Source organism: Rhodococcus sp. YH3-3, assembly GCF_001653035.1.
Taxonomy (GTDB): domain Bacteria; phylum Actinomycetota; class Actinomycetes; order Mycobacteriales; family Mycobacteriaceae; genus Rhodococcus_F; species Rhodococcus_F qingshengii.
On the sequence record NZ_BCWH01000001.1, the window covers coordinates 1,371,920 to 1,391,719 of the forward strand.

The window sequence follows — 19,800 nt, forward strand, 5'->3', positions numbered from 1 at the left end:
AAGCGATGACCGTACCCAGATGGCACAAGAAGTTGGCCGCAGCCGGCCTGGTCCTCGGACTCGTGGCGATCGTCGCCGTTGCTCTCACCATGTTCTCGGGTGGGTTCACCAAGAGCACGCCCATCACCGTGACGTCCACGCGTGCCGGCCTCGTCATGGAACCCAATGCCAAGGTGAAGTTGCGCGGAGTGCAGGTCGGCCGCGTCGAATCGATCTCCCTCGACGGGGACCAGGCAAACCTGAAGTTGGCGATGGACCCGGGCCAGATGTCGAAGATTCCGTCGAATGCCCGGGTGGAGATCAAGACCACCACGGTGTTCGGTGCGAAGTACGTCAACATCGTGATCCCCGACGATCCGTCGACCCAGCCGATCCAGGAGGGTGCTGTCATCGCTTCGGACAGCGTCACCGTCGAGTTCAACAGTGTCTTCGAACATCTTTCGGACGTACTCGCGAAGATCGAACCGGAAAAGCTCAACGCCACACTCGGCGCGATCTCCACCGCACTCAACGGGCGCGGCGAGTCGCTGGGTGAGGTTCTCGAGCTCGGTGACACCTATCTGAAGAAGATGAATCCGGTTCTGCCGCAGCTCCAGGAAGACTTGGTCGGCGCCGCCGATGTCACCAATCTGTACGCCGACGTGGCACCGGATCTGATGCGCATTCTCGACAATGCCACCGCGACAAGCGGATCGATCGTGGCCGAGCAGGCAAACCTCGACTTGCTGTTGCTCAACGTCACCGGCCTCGCGGACACCGGCAACGCGTTGTTGACCGACAACGAGCAGAACCTGACCACCGCCCTCGACACTCTGACCGCGACGACGACCCTGCTCGACAAGTACTCGTCGGGTCTGACGTGCTTCATCGTCGGGTTGAACGACGGCCGGATCAAGTTCGAGCCACTGGCAGGCACCGGGGACAAAGCGGCGCTGATGCTGAGTGCGAGCTTCATGTACGGCGCCGAGGCGTACCAGAATCCGCAATCTCTCCCCAAGGTCGCGGCCTCCGGCGGACCCAATTGTTATGGTCTGCCCGAATTCGATCCGAAGGTCGACGGGCATGCACCGTTCGCAGTCACCAACACCGGCAACGTGCCCTTCGTTCCCAACACCGAACTGCGCGTTACCGTGCCGACCATTTTCCAGTATCTCTTCGGTGACTCCTACGAGCAGGAAGACGGGAAGTGATGAGACCGACCACGGTCAAGCTGCTGATTTTCACCGTCGTCATGGCGGTCATCTTCGCCGGACTGGCGATCGTCTTCAGTCAGGTGCGCTTCAGCAGCAGCAACGGATTTCACGCCACCTTCTCGGACGTCTCGGGACTCAAGTCCGGCGACAAGGTCCGCATCGCCGGTGTTCCGGTCGGGTCGGTCACCGGAGTGTCCATCGGTGACTCCAACCAGGCCGAGGTCGAGTTCGACGTCGACACCAAGTACTCGCTGATGAAGAGCACCAAAGCGACTGTGCGCTACGAGAACCTGGTGGGCGATCGCTACATGGAACTGCTCGAGGGCGCCGGTTCCACCGAGACGCTTCCGTCGGGAGGATCCATTCCGGTCGATCAGACGTCGCCCGCTCTCGATCTGGATCTGCTGCTCGGCGGATTCAAGCCGCTGCTTCGTTCGCTCGACCCGCAGCAGGTCAACGACCTCTCCGGGGCCCTGCTGCAGGTACTCCAGGGCCAGGGCGGAACGCTGGTTTCGTTGCTGGGAAACACCAGTTCGTTCACCAGCACGTTGGCGGACCGAGACCAGCTGATCGGGGACGTCATCACCAATCTCAACGACGTACTCGGCACCATCAACGACAAGGGCGATCAGTTCTCCACCACGATCGATCAGCTCCAGCAGTTGGTCAGTGGATTGGCGAAGGACAGTGGCCCGATCGGTAATTCGATCACCGAGATCGCCGGTGCCACGGGAGATCTCGCGTCGTTGCTGCAGGCGACACGTCCGGACATCCAGACGCTGATCGGGGAGACCAACCGAACGATGACGCAGCTGGACCTGGGCAAGGACGACATCAATACCGCTCTCGATCGTCTGCCGTCCGACTACCGGAAGCTGATCCGAGTGGGCACGTACGGAGCATTCTTCCAGTTCTATCTGTGCGCCAACACTTTCAAGTTCTCCGGACCCGACGGGACGACGATCATCTTGCCCACGGCAGTTCAGGACACGGGAAGGTGCGCAAAAGTCTCATGACCCCGACCCGTGAACGTAATCCGGTACAGATCGGTGTCATCGGTCTCGTCCTGGCGGTGGCAACCGTCGGTGCCGCGCTTCAATACGATCAACTCCAGTTCATCAACGGTGGCATTCGCTACTCGGCGTACTTCCAAGATGCCGGCGGCCTGGTCACCGGCGACGACGTGACCATGGCCGGCGTGAATGTCGGCAAGGTCAGCGACGTCGAACTCGACGACCAGAAGGTACTGGTCACCTTCACCGTTCAGGACGGCGTCGCCCTGGGCGAGCAGACAGCGGCCGATATCAAGACCAACACGGTTCTCGGCCGAAAGTCTTTAGCGGTGCGGCCGGAAGGATCCGGACTGCTGCGGACGGACACGCCGATTCCTATCGAGCGCACCAACTCCCCGTACTCGCTCAACGACGCTCTGGGTGACCTCGGGACAACGGTGTCCGAACTCGACACGGAACAGATCAACGATTCGCTCAACGCGATCTCGGACACCCTGGCCGATACTCCGCCAGAACTTCGCACCGCATTGGACGGAATGACGCGGCTTTCGCAGAGCATCAACTCACGCGACGAGAGCCTGCTCCAATTGCTCTCGCGGGCCGAAGATGTCACCAAGATCCTTTCCGACAGAAGCGGTCAGATCGATTCGTTGCTGGTCGACGGCAACAAGTTGTTTGCCGAACTGAGCTTGCGGCGTGACGCGATCAGCGAACTGATCGTCAACACCGGCGCAGTCTCACGTCAACTGTCAGCGCTGGTGCAGGAGAACGAGGCCCAGATGGGGCCGACCCTCGAGAAGCTGAATTCGGTCGCCGAGGTTCTCCAGCAGAACAAGGACAACATCGCGGGAGCGCTCGACGGACTCGGACCGTACATCACCGCGCTCGGTGAGACCGTGGCCAGCGGCCCGTTCTTCGACGCCTTCATCATCAACATTCTGCCGAGCAACTGGTGGAAGACCCTGGTGGACACCAGCGTCGCGCCCGAGCAGGTTCCGGGCGACCTGGAAGACTTCTTCCCCGGCATTCCACCGACGATCAGGGGGCCGGGAGAATGACCGAGACCATGACTTCACAGGATCCACAGGGCTCCACCAACCCACGCAAGAAGTGGGTGCTGATCGGAGCGGGTGTGCTGGTCGCGCTGCTCATGGCGGGTGCGGCCTACCTCTTCATCCCTGGCCTGGGCAAGACCAAGATCTCCGCGCACTTCGTCTCGACCACCGGTCTCTACGAGGGCGATGTCGTGCGAGTGCTCGGTGTCAACGTCGGCAAGGTGACCAAGATCGAACCGCGTGATCGGGACACCTACGTCGAGATGAAGATCGATTCGAGCGTCGACGTTCCGGCAGATGCCAAGGCGCTCATCGTTGCTCAAAGCCTCGTGTCCGCACGCTTCGTGCAATTGACCCCCGTGTACTCCGGCGGGGAACAGATGCCCAACGGCGGCGAGATCCCGATCGAGCGCACCGCCGTTCCGGTGGAGTGGGACGAGATCAAGACCGAACTGACCAAACTGTCGGACGCACTCGGACCGGAGGGTCTGGACGATCAGGGTTCCCTCGGTCGATTCATCGACACCGTGGGAACGAACCTCGACGGTAACGGTGAGTCGATTCGGTCGACGCTGCGCGAACTCTCGGCCACGATGCACACGCTGTCCGAAGGCCGGACCGATTTGTTCTCCACCATTCGGAACCTGCAGGCATTTGTCACTGCGTTGTCCTCGAGTAACGAGCAGATCGTGCAGTTCAGCGGTCACCTCGCTTCGGTGACAAGCGTTCTCGCAAGCAGCTCCGACGAGTTGGGTACCGCCCTCAGTGATCTCGACCTGGCCGTCGGCGACGTCCAGCGGTTCGTCAAGGACAACAGCGAGGGACTGAGCGAATCGGTTGCGCGTCTCGCCGATGCCACTCAGGTACTGACTGACAAGCGCCCGGAGATCGAGCAGGTTCTGCACTCCGGACCGACGTCGCTTGCCAACTTCTATCAGATCTACAAGCCGGCTCAGGGCAGTATGACCGGCGCAATTGCACTGAGTAACTTCAAGAATCCGATCCAGTGGATCTGTGGTTCCATCGAAGGTATCGAGAGTGGTAACTCCCAGAACAGTGCCGACCTGTGTAAGCAGTACCTCGGGCCGGTGCTCAGCACGATGATCGGCAACTACCCCGGATTCCTGTTCAACCCGGTCGCGGGCGTGCAGGCTTTCCCGGATCAGATCGTCTACACCGAACCGGGATTGGAAGCGGCAAGTCAGAATCAGCCGGAAACCGTCGCAGGACCGATGTCGGGTGCTCCCATGACGAGTGTTCCCAAGGATCTCGCCGAACTCTTCAACATGGGCGGAGGGAACTGATGCGGGTAGCTCGCAAGACCACGGTTGCCGTGTTGGCCACGGCAGTGGCACTCGGCGCCAGCGGTTGTGAATGGAACGGTCTCAACTCGGTGCCGATGCCAGGCACTCAAGGCCGGGGCGAAGGCGCATACGAGGTTCAGATCGAGATGCCGAACGTGACTACACTGTCGCAGAATTCGCCCGTCCGGGTGGATGACGTGGCAGTGGGAAGCGTTTCGAACATCGAGGTTCAAGGCTGGCACGCTCTGGTGACGGTGTCGCTGAATCCCGAGGTTCAGTTGCCGGCCAACGCGACGGCAAAAATCGGTCAGACCAGCTTGCTCGGCTCTCAGCACATCGAGTTGGCGCCGCCGGTAGGGGAGGAGCCCGAGGGCCGACTCGAAGCCGGTGACCTGATTCCGATCGAGCGGGCGGGCGCTTACCCGACGACGGAACAGACGCTGTCGTCGCTGTCGGTTGTTCTCAACGGCGGCGGTCTCGCTCAGGTTCAGGACATCACGAAGGAACTCAACGCCGCTCTCGGTGGGCGTGAAGATTCGGTTCGCGACCTCCTGCCTCAGCTCGATCAGCTGGTCGGCAGTCTGGACAAGCAACGGGGCGACATCGTTTCGGCGATGGAGGGACTCGATCGACTGTCCTCGACGGTCCAGGCCCAGCACGACACCCTGAACAAAGCGCTCGAAGGTATTCCGCCGGCACTCGAGGTTCTTGTCGCTCAGCGTCAGGACATCACCAACGCCTTGACCTCCCTCGGTGGTCTCAGCGAGGTGTCCAGTCGCGTTATCCAGGAGAGCGGTGACGATTTCGCGACCAACGTTCGCGCGTTGTCGCCGACTCTGAAAGCGTTGGCGGATTCGGGCAACGCTCTCACGCAGGTTCTCGGAGTCCTCTTGACGTTCCCGTTCCCACAGAACGGAATCGACAACGTCATTCGCGGTGACTACGCCAACCTGGCCATGACCATCGACATCTCGCTGCCCCGACTGGACGCGAACTTCCTCACCGGAACTCCGTTGGCCGGAACACTCTCCGGACCAGAAGGCGTGTTGGGTAAGCAGGCTGGGCTGGCCGGACAGACAGGCAACCCGTTGAGCGATCCGCTCAAGCCTGCCGCACCGCCCGCACAGGCCCCTGCCGGACAGGCTCCCGCAGGACAGGCTCCGGCAGCGGATCCGAATACCATTCAGATTCCGGGACTTCCGCCGATCAACATTCCAGGACTTCCTCAGGGGGCACCGGCACCATGATGCTCACAAAGTTCGTCCGCATCCAGCTCATCATCTTCGCCGTCTTGACGGTCGTCGGTTTGATCGTGATGGCCACTCAGTACGTGCGTGTTCCCGCTATGGTCGGTATCGGCCGATACGACGTCACCGTCGAATTGCCCGCCACCGGTGGGCTGTACAAGAACTCGAACGTCACCTACCGCGGTCAGACCATCGGCGTCGTGAACGCGGTGGAGTTGTCGGAAACGGGCGTGAATGCGCGTCTGTCCCTCGAGAGCGGCGTCAAGGTGCCCTCGGACGTCGACGCTGCGGTCAAGAGTGTGTCGGCGATCGGCGAGCAGTTCGTCGATCTGATTCCGCACACCGACAGCTCCGGAGCGATCGTGGTCGACGGGCATCTGGAAAACGGATCGGTGATTCCCGAAGACCGAACCAGCATTCCCCAGGATGTCGGCGCGATGCTCGATCAGGCAGATCTGTTGCTGCAGAGCATTTCCGACACCAAGCTCAAGACCGTCATCGACGAATCCTTCAAGGCGTTCAACGGTGCCGGCCCGGATCTGCAGAAGCTGATCGACTCGGCTCGGCTGTTCGTCGAGGAGGCGAACAACAACTCAGACGCGACCAAGACCCTGATCGAGCAGGCCGGTCCACTCCTGGACACTCAGGTGGTCAGCAGCGATGCCATCCGTTCCTGGACAGGCAATCTGGTGACGTTCACCGATCAGCTCCGAGCCAGCGACCCTGATCTGCGTGCCGTCATCCAGAAGGGGCCGGCGGCAGCGGCGGAGGCGAATGCTCTTCTGCAAGACATGCAGCCGACATTGCCGATTCTTCTGGCGAACCTCGTGTCCGTCGGACAGGTCGGCGTGATCTACAACAACGCGATCGAGCAGATTCTGGTCATCTACCCGCCGCTGGCCGCAGCGCTGGTCACGGTGGCAGGCTCCGGCCCGGCTGCGGATGGTGCACTGGTGGACTTCCACATGGAGGTCAACGACCCGCCGCCGTGCACTACAGGATTCCTGCCCGCAGAGCAGTGGCGCAGTCCGAAGGACGAATCACCGATCGAGACGCCGTCGGATCTCTTCTGTCAGGTTGCCCAGGATTCGCCGATCGCCGTGCGCGGCGCGAGAAACCTTCCCTGCGAGGAGTATCCGGGACGTCGTGCGCCGACGGTCGAACAGTGCCGTTCCGGCTACGTACCGATGGGCACGAACCCGCAATCCGGGCCTCCGGAACCGATTACCGCGACCCCGAGCTCGTACACGTCGACGCCTTCGGTCTCGGCTCGTCGGTACGATCCGATTACAGGCACGTACATCGGGCCGGACGGAAGGACGTACTCGCAACCGAACCTCGGTGGCGGCGACGTCAGTCTCGAACAGTTCATGAAGGGTCAGCAGGGTTGATGACAGACGAAGATCCACAGGCCGGGCAGCGGGTGCGCCGTCGCGCGTCCCGCAGCGCCGGACCCACGGGTGCGGATGCAGACGCTGCCGCGGTAGTAGTGCCCACCGAAAAGAAGTCGGCCGAACAGAAGCCAGCCGAGCAGAAGGCGGCTGAGCAGAAGGTGGCTGAGCAGAAGGCGGCGGCGCCAGTTGCTTTGGGCAAGCCCGATACTCCACCTGAGAAGGTCGTCAGCGGTGATCAGGTCACGACCGAGGCTGAGCCGACCGGTACCGCCGAAACCCCCGCAGAAACTGCTGTGGACACCCCTGTTCGTTCGAAGCCCAAGGCCGGGTTGGTAGTCGGGATCGCCATTGCTTCGGTGATCGCTGTTGCTCTTGCGGCCCTGACGGTGTTTCTTCTCGTCGACCGGAACAAGGCGTCCAATGCCGACGAGGACCGAGCCCGCTACGTGGCCGGTGCCCGGACCACCGCACTGAATCTGACGACACTGCACGCGGATACAGCGGCTGCCGACCTCGACAAGTTCCTCGCCGGCACCACCGACGAGTTCAAGTCGCAGTTCGACGGACGCAAGGATTCGTTTGTCAACGTCCTCGGGCAGGCCGGAGTTCAAACCGACGGCGAGGTGCTCGAGGCCGGGTTCGAGAAATCCGACGGCAATTGCGGGACTTCATTGGTCGCGGTGCGCGCGATGCAGAAGAACGGCGACGAAGCGCCCGCCGAACGCAACTACCGACTCCGAATCACCATGTGCGACGTCGACGGGCAGTTGCTTGCCTCGAATGTGGAGTTTGTGCCATGACCCCAGAAGTGAACCCCGAGACGTCCAAGCAAGTTTCGCCGAAGCCGAAGCGCGCCTCACCGCTCGCCATCATCCTGTGCGTCATCAGTGCAGTGGCCATCGCGTTGGCGGCAGTGTCGGCGTATCTCTACTTCGGTCCGGACGGAACGCGTGACACCGCAGCGATCGATCAGACCAGAGACGAAGTGGCACAGGCCTCTTCCGATCAGGCGGTTGCGATGTTCCAGTACGACTACAACAACGTCGATCAGCAGTTGCACGCGGCCACAGACGGTTTGACGGGCGATTTCCAGGGCACGTTCACCAACCTGATCGAATCGGTGATCATTCCGGGAGCCAAGGAAAAGTCGCTGACCGTTCAGGTAGTCGTCCAGGGCGCCGCGGTTCTCGACGCGGAGGCGGACAGCGCGACGACGATGCTGTTCCTCAATCAGATCACGACGTCTTCGGAATCGCCCGAAGCCGTTGCCAGTGGCAGTCGCGTGAAGATGAGTCTGGAGAAGCAGGACGGGCGTTGGCTCGTGAACAACGTCCAACCCTTCTGATCAAACACACGAAGGCTGGAGTCGGGTACGAAAGAGGCTGGGGCCGCGGAGATTCACTCTCCGCGGCCTCAGCCTTTGTGCACTGTCCTCAGTGGTCTTGGGCTTCGGCCGGGGCGATCAGCGCCGGGCCTGCGGCACCGCCGTGTGCGAGCGCGTCGAGGAACGAGCGCGCCCAGCGGTCGACGTCGTGCGTCAGGACCTGACGACGTAGCGCACGCATGTGGCGCCGGCCGTCCTCGCGCGGTTGATTGAGGGCCTTCTCCATCGAATCCTTGACGTCGTCGAGGTCGTGGGGATTGCACAGAAATGCCTGGCGGAGTTCTGCTGCGGCACCGGTGAATTCGCTGAGCAGCAATGCACCACCCAGATCGCTTCGGCAGGCGACGTACTCCTTGGCGACGAGGTTCATGCCGTCACGCAGCGGCGTGACGAGCATGAGATCGGCGGCGACGAAGAACGCGACCAGTTCGTCGCGTGGGATCGGCCGATGGATGTAATGGACGACGGGGCGGCCGACTTCGCTGAACTCGCCGTTGATTCGGGAGACCTTCTGCTCGATGTCTCCGCGCATCTGTACGTAGCTTTCGACGCGTTCGCGGCTCGGGGTCGCCAACTGCACCATGACGGTGTCGGCGGGGTCGATGCGCTTCTCCATGAGAAGTTCGTGGAGCGCAGCGAGCCTGACGTCGATGCCTTTGGTGTAGTCGAGGCGGTCGACGCCCAGCATGATGTGCTTGGGGTTTCCGAGTTCTTTGCGAATCTGCTTGGCGCGGTCTCGAATTGCCTTGGTGCGCGAGAGCTCGTCGAGCTTGCCGGAGTCGATGGAGATAGGGAAGGCGCCGACGCGGACGCTACGGAAACCTACTTGCACCACACCGAGTTTGGAGCGGACGCCGACGGTTCCACGTGAAGTCTGTTGCCCGGCAAGGCGTCTGGCCAGGTACAGGAAGTTCTGTGCGCCACCCGGAAGGTGGAAGCCGATGAGGTCGGCGCCGAGGAGGCCTTCGACGATCTCGGTGCGCCACGGCATCTGCATGAACAGCTCGACCGGGGGAAACGGAATGTGCAGGAAGAAGCCGATGGTCAGGTCGGGGCGCAGCATCCGCAGCATCTTCGGTACCAACTGCAGCTGGTAGTCCTGGATCCAGACTGTCGCGCCCTGTGCCGCTGCCTTGGAGGTGGCTTCGGCGAATCGCCGGTTCACCTCGACGTAGGCGTTCCACCATTCGCGGTGGTACTCGGGTTTGACGATGACGTCGTGATAGAGCGGCCAGAGGGTGGCGTTGGAGAATCCCTCGTAGTACTCGTTGATCTCCTCGGCGCTCAGCGGCACGGGGTAGAGCTCGAGTCCGTCTTCGACGATGGGGTCGAGCTCGGCGTCCGCCACCCCCGCCCAGCCCACCCACGCGCCCTGATTGCTGCGCAGGATCGGCTCGAGAGCGGTGACCAGTCCGCCGGGGCTTCGCTTCCAGCGGGTGGTGCCGTCGGGAAGCCGTTCCAAGTCGACGGGCAGGCGGTTCGCTACGACAACGAACTCAGCCTGCCCGGACACGGCTTCACCGGTCGAAGAAGCAGGTGCGCTGTCAGAAAGGGTTGAACTGGTCGAATCCGGACTGACAGGCACGTGGTTCCTTCTCGGTCGGTGAGGGAAAGATTCAGTCGAGCTTGGCGGCGGGGGAGATACCGAGCATCGAGAGCAGCATCCTGCACTCGTCGGCATCTTCCGCGTAGGCAGCGACGACGCGCTGTGCCTGACGAGCAGTTTCGTCCGCTACGGGCTCGAGGTCCTCGTCCGCGATCTCGGTTTCGACGGTCGTGTTCTCAGCCATCATGTTCCTCTCGTGCTTGCCTGCACGGCGCAAGCAATGGTTCTTACTCGCGACTCTATGAGAACTGGGCGTGTCGACGCTAGTTGCTCATGTATTAGGGTCGACTTACTTATCTCTGTACTCAACTTTATCGCTTCCATCGATGCTTGGAGTTCCATGAGTTCGACCCCCTCGAGTGTGACCGTCGACTCGGACGAGCCGGATAGTGGCAATCACAGCGGTGCTGCGATTTTGCGACGCGTCCTCGTCCGTAACCGTGGCCCGCTCGCCATCGGCACGGTTCTGGTCTGTCTGCACCAACTGACCGAGACGGCGGTGCCGATCTCCATCGGTGTGATCATCGACCGTGCGGTGGAGACTTCGGACACCACGGCCCTGATCGTCTCCATCGTCGGTCTCGCGGCTCTCTTTCTCGTTCTGACGGCCGCCTGGCGCTTCGGCGCACGCTTCATCGTCACCGCGATGCAGCAGGAGGCTCATCGCCTCCGGCTCGAGGTGGCGCACCGCGTCCTCGATCCGCGTGGGGTGCGCACCGATCTGCGTTCGGGTGAATTGCTGACAGTCTCGACATCCGATGCCGAGCAGACTTCGTGGATCGCGGACATCGTCCCGCGCGCCGCTGCGGCCCTGACAGCTGCGGTGGCGTCGGCGGTGGCGTTGGTGTGGATCGACCTCTGGCTGGGGCTGGCCGTTCTGATCGGAACGCCGGTCATTCTCGGTCTGCTGCAGTTGGCGGCGCCTCTCATCACGTCGAGGGCCACCGGTCAGCAGGCGTCGATCGCTCGGGCGTCGGCGATGGCTACGGATCTGGTCAGCGGATTGCGTCCACTGCGCGGTATCGGTGGTGAGAAGACCGCGTCGGCTCGCTATCGCACAGTCAGCCGTCAGGCGCTCGCGTCGACGATCGGCACGGCCAAGGCGACCGGTATCTACACCGGCGTTGCCGCGACCGTCAGTGCGTTGCTCGCAGTCGGTGTTGCGGGCTTCGCCGGATACTTCGCTTTGCAGGGCCGGATCACGGTCGGTGAACTGATCACCGTGGTGGGGCTTGCGCAGTTCATCATCGAACCGCTCGGATTGCTTGCGTCCATCCCTGGATACTTCGCGGTGGCGCGGGCGTCGTCGGATCGACTGGCATTGGTCTTGGACGCGGAGCCACTGCGGGGCGCGGGTTCGCAGACCGAACTCGAAGGCACCGACCTGACCCTCGACGGAGTCGAGTACAAGTCGCTCAAGGGCATCGACTTGCACCTGCCTGCGGGAGAACTGCTGGGCGTCGTGGCTTACCAGCCGCAGGACGCCGACGCTCTTGTCGCGGTCCTGTCCGGTCAGCTGGCGCAGGACGCGTATCGCGGAGTGGTGAGGGTTGGCGGAATCAGCCTGTCCGACATGGACTTGCGATTGGCACGTCGGACGGTGTTGGTGGAGCCGCACATCACCGATCTGTTTTCCGGGTCGCTTGCGTCGAACGTCACCGCGGGCGCCGGTGATGCCGCTGCTCTCGACATCCAGAGTGCTCTCGTGGCGTCGGCAGCGGCGGATGTCGTCGACGCACATCCGGACGGTCTCGACCTCGAAGTGACCGATCGGGGCGCCAGTTTGTCGGGAGGCCAGCGGCAACGCGTCGCCCTCGCGCGCGCCTTGGTGGCACAGGCACCCGTGATGGTCCTGCACGATCCGACGACGGCGGTGGACGCGGTTACCGAGGCATCGATCGCCGAAGGAATCGCAGAACTGCGGCACGAGGGTGCCAGTGGCATCCACACGACGGTATTGATCACCAGCAGCCCCGCCTTGCTGGCCGTGACGGATCGGGTGATCGTGTTGAACGACGGAGTGATCGCCTCGACGGGCACACATTCCGAACTCTCTCGCGGCGACGCGAACTACCGAGGAGCGGTGCTGCGGTGACGGCCACGGACACGACAACCGAAATGCCGGCCGGGGAGAACGCAGAGAAGGTGACAGAGCGCGAGTTGTTGCCGATCGCGAGTGGTCGCCAGACCTGGAAGTGGTTGCGGGCGGCGCTGACCGAACACCGGATGCAGAGCCTGCTGGTCCTGATCGTCGCGGCTTCGGCGTCGGCGATGGCCTTGGTGCCGATTTACGTCTTCGGCGTCCTGGTCGACCGGGTCCGGGACAACGCGCCCACGTCGACGATCGTCGGGGTGGTCGTGATCATCGCCGCTGCCGCAATCGTGGGCGGTGTGTTCACCGGTGTGGCTGCCTATCTGATCAAGCGGCTCGGTGAGACGATCCTGGCGGATCTGCGAGAGCGGGCCGTGGACCGGGCACTGCGACTGCCGATCCAGACCGTCGAGAAGGTCGGCAAGGGCGATCTGCTCTCGCGTGTCGGCGACGACGTGTCGGTGATCGCCAAGGCCGTGTCCGACGTGGTTCCCGGCATGATCGCGGCGGTTCTGCTCGTGGCTTTGAGCATGGTGACCATGCTCGGACTCGACTGGCGACTCGGTCTGGCCGGAATGGTCGCGCTGCCGATGTACGCGCTGGCGCTCAAGTGGTACCTGCCACGCTCGGCTCCTGTTTACGCAGCCGAGCGGGTAGCGATGGGCGCTCGTTCACAAGCGCTGATCAGCAGTCTCCAGGGTGCGAAGACGGTCCGCGCGTACAGCCTCGAGAAGGAACACCTCGGGCAGATCGATGCGGCGTCGGCAAAAGCGCGCGATCTGGCAGTCGGAGTGTTCGGCCTGTTCACGAGGTTCGCCGGTCGAGGTAACCGCGCCGAATTCGTGGGCCTGTCCATGATTCTCGTCGTCGGATTCCTGCTGGTCCGTGAGGACGTCGTGACAGTCGGCCAGACGACGACTGCTGCCCTGCTGTTCCACCGCCTGTTCAACCCGATCGGCTCGCTGCTCTACACCTTCGACGAAGTGCAGTCGGCCGGCGCCAGCCTCGCGCGACTGGTCGGCGTCGTCGAGATCGAGGAAACCGAGCCTTCGACGGATGCGGGTTCCGTTCCGGCTGACGGTTCGCTGCGTCTGGACGACGTTCGGCACAGCTACGACGGTGGTCATGAGGTTCTCCACGGAGTGAGCCTCACACTGCGAGCGGGGGAGCGCGTGGCGCTCGTCGGTTCGACCGGAGCCGGAAAGACGACGCTCGCGGCGATCGCTGCCGGTTCGATCACTCCGACGTCGGGCCGGGTGTCGATCGGCGGTGTCCCGCTTGCCGACCTCGATGACCTACGACGCCACATCGCGATCGTGAGCCAGGAGGTTCATGTTTTTGCCGGGCCCCTGATCGAGGATCTGAGGTTGGCCGCTCCCGAATCCTCGGACGAGGACGTTGCCGCGGCACTGCGGACGGTCGGTGCGTACGAGTGGGTGGAGGCTCTCGACGAGGGAATGCTGACCGTAGTCGGCGAAGGCGGGCACGAGATGACAGCGGCGCAGGCGCAGCAGTTGGCTTTGGCGAGACTGGTGTTGGCCGATCCCGCCGTCGCCGTACTGGACGAGGCAACAGCGGAGGCGGGCAGCGCCGGAGCGCGGGAACTGGAAGCGACTGCCGACGCCGCTACGGAGGGCCGCACCACTCTGGTTGTCGCACACCGGCTTACCCAGGCCGCGGGCGCCGACCGAGTGATCGTGCTCGAACACGGTCAGATCGTAGAAGAAGGCCCGCACCGCGAACTGGTGTCCGCGGGCGGGCGTTACGCACAACTGTGGGCGGCCTGGGAAGGTCGCGACTGAGGGGTTTGTACTGGGTTTTGTACTGAGGGGGTCTGATCCGGCGATCAGGTGAGGTACCCGCCGCCGTGGGGGAAGAACTCGGCGGCGGTGTACTCGCTGCCGTCGTCGAGTCGGACGCGCTCGATCCGCAGTCCCTTGTTCTTGCCCGACCACGCGTCGGGGCCCGCGACGATCACCATGCCGTCGTCTTCCTGGATGAACACTCGGCCGGGGGTTCCGCCGTAGTGCCCGCGTGAGACGGACGCCTTCAGGATGCGGATGCGCTGGCCCTTGAACTCGGCGAAAGCGTTGGGGTACGGATCGGACTGTGCCCGGACGAAACGTTCGATGACCTCGGCGGGCCAGGACCAGTCGACGTGGCTGTCCTGCGGTGCACGCTTGTGGAAGAACGTGGCCTGCGATCGGTCCTGCGGCGTCCAGTCGGTACGGCCGGACGCGATCAGATCCAGGGCGTCGAGTGTGATGGGGCCGATCATGTCGATCGTGCGGTGGAACAGATCGGTGACGGTGTCGGTCGGGCCGACCGTCGTCGATCGCTGCAGCACGATGTCGCCCGCATCGAGTTCCTCGTCCATCAGGTGCGCCGTAAGGCCGACTTCTTCTTCGCCGTTGATCAGAGCCCAGATGAGCGGGGAGAAGCCCGTGTACTTGGGCAGCAGCGAATCGTGGATGTTGAGGGTGCCGTACTTGGGTGCGTCGAAGACCTCCGCCGGCAGCCAGGTGCGCCAGTTGTTGGCGACGATGATGTCGGGAGCCGCTTCCGCCAGCGCGGCCTTGAAGGCGTCGTCAGGCTTGTTCGCCACGTGAACGGGTACACCGTTCTCGGCCGCCAGATCTGCAACCGAGTCCGCCCACATCTGTTCGTAGACGTGTTCGCTCTTCGGGTGTGTGATTGCCAGCACGACCTCGTGATCGGAGTCGATCAAGGCCTGCAGGGTACGGTGGCCCCAGGTTTGGTATCCGAGCGTAGCGACTCTCAACGGGGGTCCTCCTGGACGAGCATGGGCTGGGGTTGCGGTCACACGACCGCCCATCAGCTTAGGCTATCCAACCAAAATTGTTGATCACACGTACGAGGAGGAAGGCTGACATGACGGTCGCCACAATCAACGGAATCCCCATCAATTACCAGGTCAAGGGTGATGGAGATCTGGTGGTGCTCATCATGGGGACCGGCAGCCCCGGCCGCGTCTGGGATCTGCACCAGACCCCGGCACTAGTGGCCGCAGGCTACCGAGTCTGCACCTTCGACAACCGCGGAATCGCACCGTCCGGCGAGAGCCTCGGCGGCATCACGATGCCCGACATGGTCGCGGACACCGCCGGACTGATCGAGCACCTCGGTGGCGGTCCGGCCCATGTCATCGGAACCTCGATGGGCGCCCGGGTGGCGCAGGAACTGACGCTCGCCAGGCCCGATCTGGTTCGCAAAGCAGTGTTCCTCGCCGGTCACGCCCGGATGGATCATTTCCAGCAGGTCCTGACCGAGGGCGAGCGCCAGTTGTTCGACAGTGGCGTCGCTCTGCCGGCCAAGTACCGTGCCGCAGTGACCGCGGTGATGAACCTTTCGCCGGCCACGCTGGCAGACGATCACTCGGCGCGCGACTGGATGGATATCTTCGAGTTCACCGGCGGCGCAACGTCACCGGGTGTTCGCGCACAGCTCGGTATGGACCGCGCCTTCGATCGACGGGGTGCGTACAAGTCGATCATGCGCCCGTGCCTGTCCGTCGCTTTCGCCGACGACCGCATGATCCCGCCCTACCTCTCCCGCGAGGTGGCGGACTGCATCGCGACGGCGTCGTACGAAGAGATTCCCGACGCCGGGCACTACGGCTACCTCGAGCGTCCGGAGGCCGTGAACAAGGTGCTGATCGACTTCCTGGCGAAGTAGTTTTCCGCACGCGAGAAAGGGCCTGACCTGCTAACTGCAGGTCAGGCCCTTCTCATGTTTCAGGCCAGTGCCAGGAACAGCTTCTCGAGTTCGGCCTCGGTCATCGGTTCCTGACCTTCCGCGCTGTCACCGCTCAGGCATTCACGCAGCCCGGAAGCGACGATCTTGAACCCTGCTCGGTCCAGCGCCTTGGACACGGCGGCGAGTTGCGTGACGACGTCCTTGCAGTCGCGGCCGTTCTCGATCATCGAGATGACCCCGGCAAGTTGGCCGTGGGCACGACGCAGTCTGTTCAATACGAGCGCAATGCTCTCTTCGTCGCCGGTCATGGTGGCCCCTTCTCGAGTGTTCGTGCTGCGGTCAAGGGTACCCCTGGGGGCATGTCACTGCTTGATTCAGTGTTTGATCCGACTGCGGTGTCAGATCAGCGAGTCGACGGCCGCGCGCAACTTGACGGCTGCGTCGGCTGCCACGGACTCGAGGCCGGGTTCGCCGGAAACCTGAACCATGAGAGCAGGGTTCATCGCTTCGACGAAGAACGAATTCTCGGTAGTCGTATCTTCGCGGACGACGACGTTGCACGGCAGCAGGAGGCCGATCTGACGATCCACCGAAACTGCCCGATGGGCCAACGGCGGGTTACAGGCACCCAGGATCAGGTACTTTTCCATGTCCTCGTCCAGCTTCGCCTTGAGTGTTGCCTGCATGTCGATCTCGGTCAGGATGCCGAAGCCCTGCTCGGCGAGAGCGCCACGCGTGCGGGTGACGACGTCGTCGAAGGTTCCGGTGACCTTGGTTGCGATCGCTATCGGTTCTGTGGGTGTTGTCATTGCGCACTCCTCGTCGTGGGCTGTCACTGTCGCCGGCTTTGATTTCTCTTGTCCCCATCATACCCCTGGGGGTATCAGTAGGACAGTGATGTCGGGTACACGATCAGCCATGCGAGAAGCTGATGTTCGGCAGGACGCGACGCAGCCATGCCGGCGCCCACCAGGCTGCCCGGCCGGTGAGGCGTAGGAGAACGGGCAGCAGCACCAAGCGGACGAGCACTGCGTCCAGGAGGACAGCTACGCCGAGAATGATGCCCATTTCCTTGGGTGGCAAGGGATCTGCGAGCGCAAAAGTGAAGAAGACCGCAACCATCACCGCTGCTGCCGCCGCAATGACCCGACCCGAATGCGCGAGGCCGTCGATGTGTGCGATCGCGGGGTCGCCTGTGCGTTCGTAGTGCTCCTTGGCACTCGAAAGCAGGAATACGGTGTAGTCCATCGCGATCGCAAAGATCATGGCGAAGAAGAAGACCGGACCCCACCCGTTGAGGAAACCCTGGGGGGTGAAGCCGAGTAGGCCTGCTCCGTGACCGTCCTGGAAGATCAGCTTCGCGATTCCGAATGCGGCCCCAGTGGACAGCAGGCTGACCAGCGTGCCGATCAAGGCGATCAAAGGCGCCTGGAGGGCGATCAGCAGCAACAGGAATCCGAGCGTCAGAATCACGACCACGACGATGGGAAGGTAGTCGTCGAGTGCCTGCTGAAGGTCGAGATTTTCGGCCGGAGCGCCGCCGACGAGCGCCGATTCCGGCAGTTGCGACCGAAGGTCGGCAAGGATGGTTTCCATCGCAGGATCTGACGGGTCGACGGTGGGAACTGCTTGCAGCATAACAAGATCGGACCCGTCGGCAGCTTGTTGCGCTGGGGTGACCATGGCCACGCCGTCAACGCTCATGGTAAGACGTGAGGTGTCGGCTGCATCGTCGGCGGACGTGACGATCTGCAACATCCCCGGGGCGCCGTCCCCGAATTGCTGCTGCACCAGTTCATAGCCCTGGCGAACCGGGGCGTCCTCGGGAACCACGGCGATGGAGGGCATTGCCACCTTCAGTCCGAAGACCGGAACAACGAGTGCGATCAGGATGAGTAAGGCGCCGAAGCCGAATGGCCACGGGTGCTTGTGCAGCAATGATGCCCAACCTGCGAACATCGGGGAGCGGTGCTGCTGGCGCTTTGCATACGGTAGAGAACCGCCGTTGACCTTCGCGCCGATCCTGCCGAGCACGGCAGGCAACAGGGTGAGTGTTGCGGCGAGAACGAAGATCACAGCGAGCATGATTCCGACAGCCATCGTGCGTACGGCCGGGGCTGGAACGATGAGAACCGCAGACAAACTGACCAGAACTGTGAGGCCGGAAAGGACCACAGCCTTGCCGGCGGTGTCCATGGTTTGAGCCACGGCGGCCCTTGGATCCGGATCGGCTCGCAATGCATCCCGGAACCTGGCGACGAGGAAGAGTGCGTAGTCGATGCCCAGCGCGAGAGCGAACATCATCGCGAAGTTCATGGCCCACACGGAAATCGGCGTGATCTCGTTGAGGATTACAAGCCCACCCGCCGAAGCGACCAGGCCCGCAAGCGTCAGCAGTAGTGGTAGACCCGCGGCAACCAGGGAGCCGAAGGCCAACACCATGATCGCGAGAGTGACGGGCCACGACATCATTTCGGCTTTGATCATGGCTTCGTGATTGGCCTTGTTGAAATCGCTCCACAACGCCGACGCACCCGTCGGGCACACCTCGATCGTGTCGGTGGACAAGCCCGTGAGCTTCTTGCCGAGTTCGTCTACCGCGCTGACCATCTCGTCGGTACTCGCGTTGGCGCCCGCGACCATGATGCCGGTATGTCCGTCCGGGCTGATGGTCATACCGGGCTGCGGGGCGATCACTTCGCCGAAGCGAGGGTCCGCGGAAAAGATTTCCGTTGCCGCGGCCAGGGTTTGCTGCATCGACGGATCCGTGATGGGTAGAGAATCCGAGTGAACGACCACTTGTACTGCGGCGGAGGAATTTCCACCGAAATGCTGCTCGGCCAACTCGCGAACTTGCACGGATTCGGATCCGTTTGCCTGCCAACCCGCGCCGGCCAGGGAGGTGAAGACGCTGGGTGCTGCGGCGCCGAGTGCGATCAACGCGATCAACCAGACGCCGACGACGAGGCGGGTGTGAGTCGCCATCGATCGACCGAGACGCGCAAGTATGCCGTCGGCTCGGGTGGGTGGGTCCGCGGTGACTGTTCTGGTCGCTGACATCTTCACTCCTGATACGGGTGGGGGTATTCCTGTCCGTCACCTGTATACCCCCAGGGGTATCGATCTGTCACATTCGAGGGTTCTCTATGCTGCTGGGGGCACCGTCCGATCTGAAACGGTGAAACGGATATGGGAGAGCAATCATGGACGCACGCGACTGGGACGAGCGATACCGAGCGGTGACGGAGCCATGGGGAGTCGACCCGGCGGGAACCGTCGCAACAAGAATTTCCGATCTGAGACCGGGCACCGCGATCGATCTGGCCTGCGGCGACGGCCGTCACGCGCGGTGGATGGCTGGGCAAGGTTGGTCGGTGACTGCGGTCGACTACTCGTCGGTGGCGATCGATCTGGCACGGGCGAGTGACGGGGACAAGGCTGTCGACTGGCAGGTCGGCGACGCGACCGAGTGGCAGCCGGAAGGGCTGGTCGACCTGGTGTTGGTCAGCTTTCTTCACCTCGAGGTCGACCATCTGGCCGCAACCTTGAATCGCGTCGGGGAGTGGCTGACGCCCGGCGGACGGGTCCTCTATTTGGGGCATTCCATCGAGAACTTCCATCGTGGTGTGGGCGGTCCACCCGAACCGACCATTCTGCCCGGTATTTCCGATCTCGCTCGCGCTGCGGAGGGATCGAGGGTCTATGCCCTCGAACATGTCGTTCGGCCGCAGGACGGTAAGACAGCAATTGACGTTTTGCTCGAATTCGGTCCGTGGGAACAGGTCTGACCAGGGC

At 62.9% G+C, this 19,800-nt stretch carries 18 protein-coding genes; 12 read left to right on the plus strand and 6 right to left on the minus strand.

Annotation, left to right across the window (positions count from 1 at the left end; translation table 11 throughout):
• Window positions 1–5 precede the first annotated feature (5 nt).
• The 8 genes from YH3_RS06455 to YH3_RS06490 are packed head-to-tail and all read left to right on the plus strand — an operon-like array spanning window position 6 to window position 8,551.
• On the plus strand, window positions 6–1,190 hold the full coding sequence (locus YH3_RS06455; protein WP_042449518.1) for an MCE family protein: 1,185 nt from the start codon (window positions 6–8) through the stop codon (window positions 1,188–1,190).
• On the plus strand, window positions 1,190–2,209 hold the full coding sequence (locus tag YH3_RS06460; RefSeq protein WP_007734337.1) for an MCE family protein: 1,020 nt from the start codon (window positions 1,190–1,192) through the stop codon (window positions 2,207–2,209). The genes YH3_RS06455 and YH3_RS06460 overlap by 1 nt, the downstream gene beginning before the upstream one ends.
• Complete coding sequence (locus YH3_RS06465; protein ID WP_064443138.1) at window positions 2,206–3,264, plus strand: MCE family protein; 1,059 nt, start codon at window positions 2,206–2,208, stop codon at window positions 3,262–3,264. The genes YH3_RS06460 and YH3_RS06465 overlap by 4 nt, the downstream gene beginning before the upstream one ends.
• Window positions 3,261–4,565: an MCE family protein gene (locus tag YH3_RS06470; RefSeq protein ID WP_082920536.1), complete on the plus strand. Its 1,305-nt coding sequence runs from the start codon at window positions 3,261–3,263 to the stop codon at window positions 4,563–4,565. The genes YH3_RS06465 and YH3_RS06470 overlap by 4 nt, the downstream gene beginning before the upstream one ends.
• The gene (locus YH3_RS06475) at window positions 4,565–5,812 is read left to right on the plus strand and encodes an MCE family protein (protein ID WP_064443139.1); all 1,248 of its coding nucleotides are present in this window, start codon (window positions 4,565–4,567) and stop codon (window positions 5,810–5,812) included. Before YH3_RS06470 ends, YH3_RS06475 begins: the two co-directional genes overlap by 1 nt.
• Window positions 5,809–7,203 carry an MCE family protein gene (locus YH3_RS06480; RefSeq protein ID WP_064443140.1) on the plus strand — a complete coding sequence of 465 codons (1,395 nt, stop codon included), beginning with the start codon at window positions 5,809–5,811 and terminating at the stop codon, window positions 7,201–7,203. Before YH3_RS06475 ends, YH3_RS06480 begins: the two co-directional genes overlap by 4 nt.
• The gene (locus tag YH3_RS34855; RefSeq protein WP_082920537.1) at window positions 7,203–8,006 is read left to right on the plus strand and encodes a hypothetical protein; all 804 of its coding nucleotides are present in this window, start codon (window positions 7,203–7,205) and stop codon (window positions 8,004–8,006) included. The genes YH3_RS06480 and YH3_RS34855 overlap by 1 nt, the downstream gene beginning before the upstream one ends.
• Window positions 8,003–8,551 (plus strand): hypothetical protein, encoded by a 549-nt coding sequence (locus tag YH3_RS06490; RefSeq protein ID WP_007734345.1) that lies wholly within the window; start codon window positions 8,003–8,005, stop codon window positions 8,549–8,551. Before YH3_RS34855 ends, YH3_RS06490 begins: the two co-directional genes overlap by 4 nt.
• Window positions 8,552–8,639: 88 nt before the next feature.
• On the opposite strand, the gene YH3_RS06495 is transcribed toward YH3_RS06490, so the two are convergent.
• Window positions 8,640–10,103: a trehalose-6-phosphate synthase gene (locus tag YH3_RS06495; RefSeq protein ID WP_085989962.1), complete on the minus strand. Its 1,464-nt coding sequence runs from the start codon at window positions 10,101–10,103 to the stop codon at window positions 8,640–8,642.
• A gap of 103 nt (window positions 10,104–10,206) precedes the next feature.
• Complete coding sequence (locus YH3_RS35960) at window positions 10,207–10,380, minus strand: hypothetical protein (protein WP_164490548.1); 174 nt, start codon at window positions 10,378–10,380, stop codon at window positions 10,207–10,209.
• A 156-nt stretch (window positions 10,381–10,536) separates the two neighbouring features.
• On the opposite strand from YH3_RS35960, the gene YH3_RS06500 reads away from it, so the two are divergent.
• Complete coding sequence (locus YH3_RS06500) at window positions 10,537–12,291, plus strand: ABC transporter ATP-binding protein (RefSeq protein WP_082654893.1); 1,755 nt, start codon at window positions 10,537–10,539, stop codon at window positions 12,289–12,291.
• A gap of 23 nt (window positions 12,292–12,314) precedes the next feature.
• Entirely contained in the window at window positions 12,315–14,090 is a 1,776-nt protein-coding gene (locus YH3_RS06505; protein WP_064443481.1) for an ABC transporter ATP-binding protein, read from the plus strand.
• Window positions 14,091–14,134: 44 nt separating this feature from the next.
• On the opposite strand, the gene YH3_RS06510 is transcribed toward YH3_RS06505, so the two are convergent.
• On the minus strand, window positions 14,135–15,070 hold the full coding sequence (locus YH3_RS06510; protein ID WP_007734348.1) for a methionyl-tRNA formyltransferase: 936 nt from the start codon (window positions 15,068–15,070) through the stop codon (window positions 14,135–14,137).
• A gap of 110 nt (window positions 15,071–15,180) precedes the next feature.
• Here YH3_RS06510 and YH3_RS06515 point away from each other — a divergent pair, with 110 nt between their 5' ends.
• On the plus strand, window positions 15,181–15,984 hold the full coding sequence (locus tag YH3_RS06515; RefSeq protein WP_003945829.1) for an alpha/beta fold hydrolase: 804 nt from the start codon (window positions 15,181–15,183) through the stop codon (window positions 15,982–15,984).
• Between the two features lie 59 nt (window positions 15,985–16,043).
• Here YH3_RS06515 and YH3_RS06520 read toward each other — a convergent pair whose 3' ends face one another.
• From YH3_RS06520 to YH3_RS06530, 3 genes are all read right to left on the minus strand, one after another.
• Window positions 16,044–16,313, minus strand: a complete 270-nt coding sequence (locus YH3_RS06520; RefSeq protein ID WP_007734349.1) for a metal-sensitive transcriptional regulator — start codon at window positions 16,311–16,313, stop codon at window positions 16,044–16,046.
• Between the two features lie 90 nt (window positions 16,314–16,403).
• Window positions 16,404–16,814, minus strand: coding sequence for a DUF302 domain-containing protein (locus YH3_RS06525; RefSeq protein ID WP_003945447.1), 411 nt, complete (start codon window positions 16,812–16,814; stop codon window positions 16,404–16,406).
• 103 nt (window positions 16,815–16,917) lie between these two features.
• Window positions 16,918–19,065, minus strand: a complete 2,148-nt coding sequence (locus YH3_RS06530; protein ID WP_082920538.1) for an MMPL family transporter — start codon at window positions 19,063–19,065, stop codon at window positions 16,918–16,920.
• A gap of 143 nt (window positions 19,066–19,208) precedes the next feature.
• Between YH3_RS06530 and YH3_RS06535 the strand changes: the two genes are divergently transcribed.
• Window positions 19,209–19,793, plus strand: a complete 585-nt coding sequence (locus YH3_RS06535; protein ID WP_054188087.1) for a bifunctional 2-polyprenyl-6-hydroxyphenol methylase/3-demethylubiquinol 3-O-methyltransferase UbiG — start codon at window positions 19,209–19,211, stop codon at window positions 19,791–19,793.
• Window positions 19,794–19,800 lie beyond the last annotated feature (7 nt).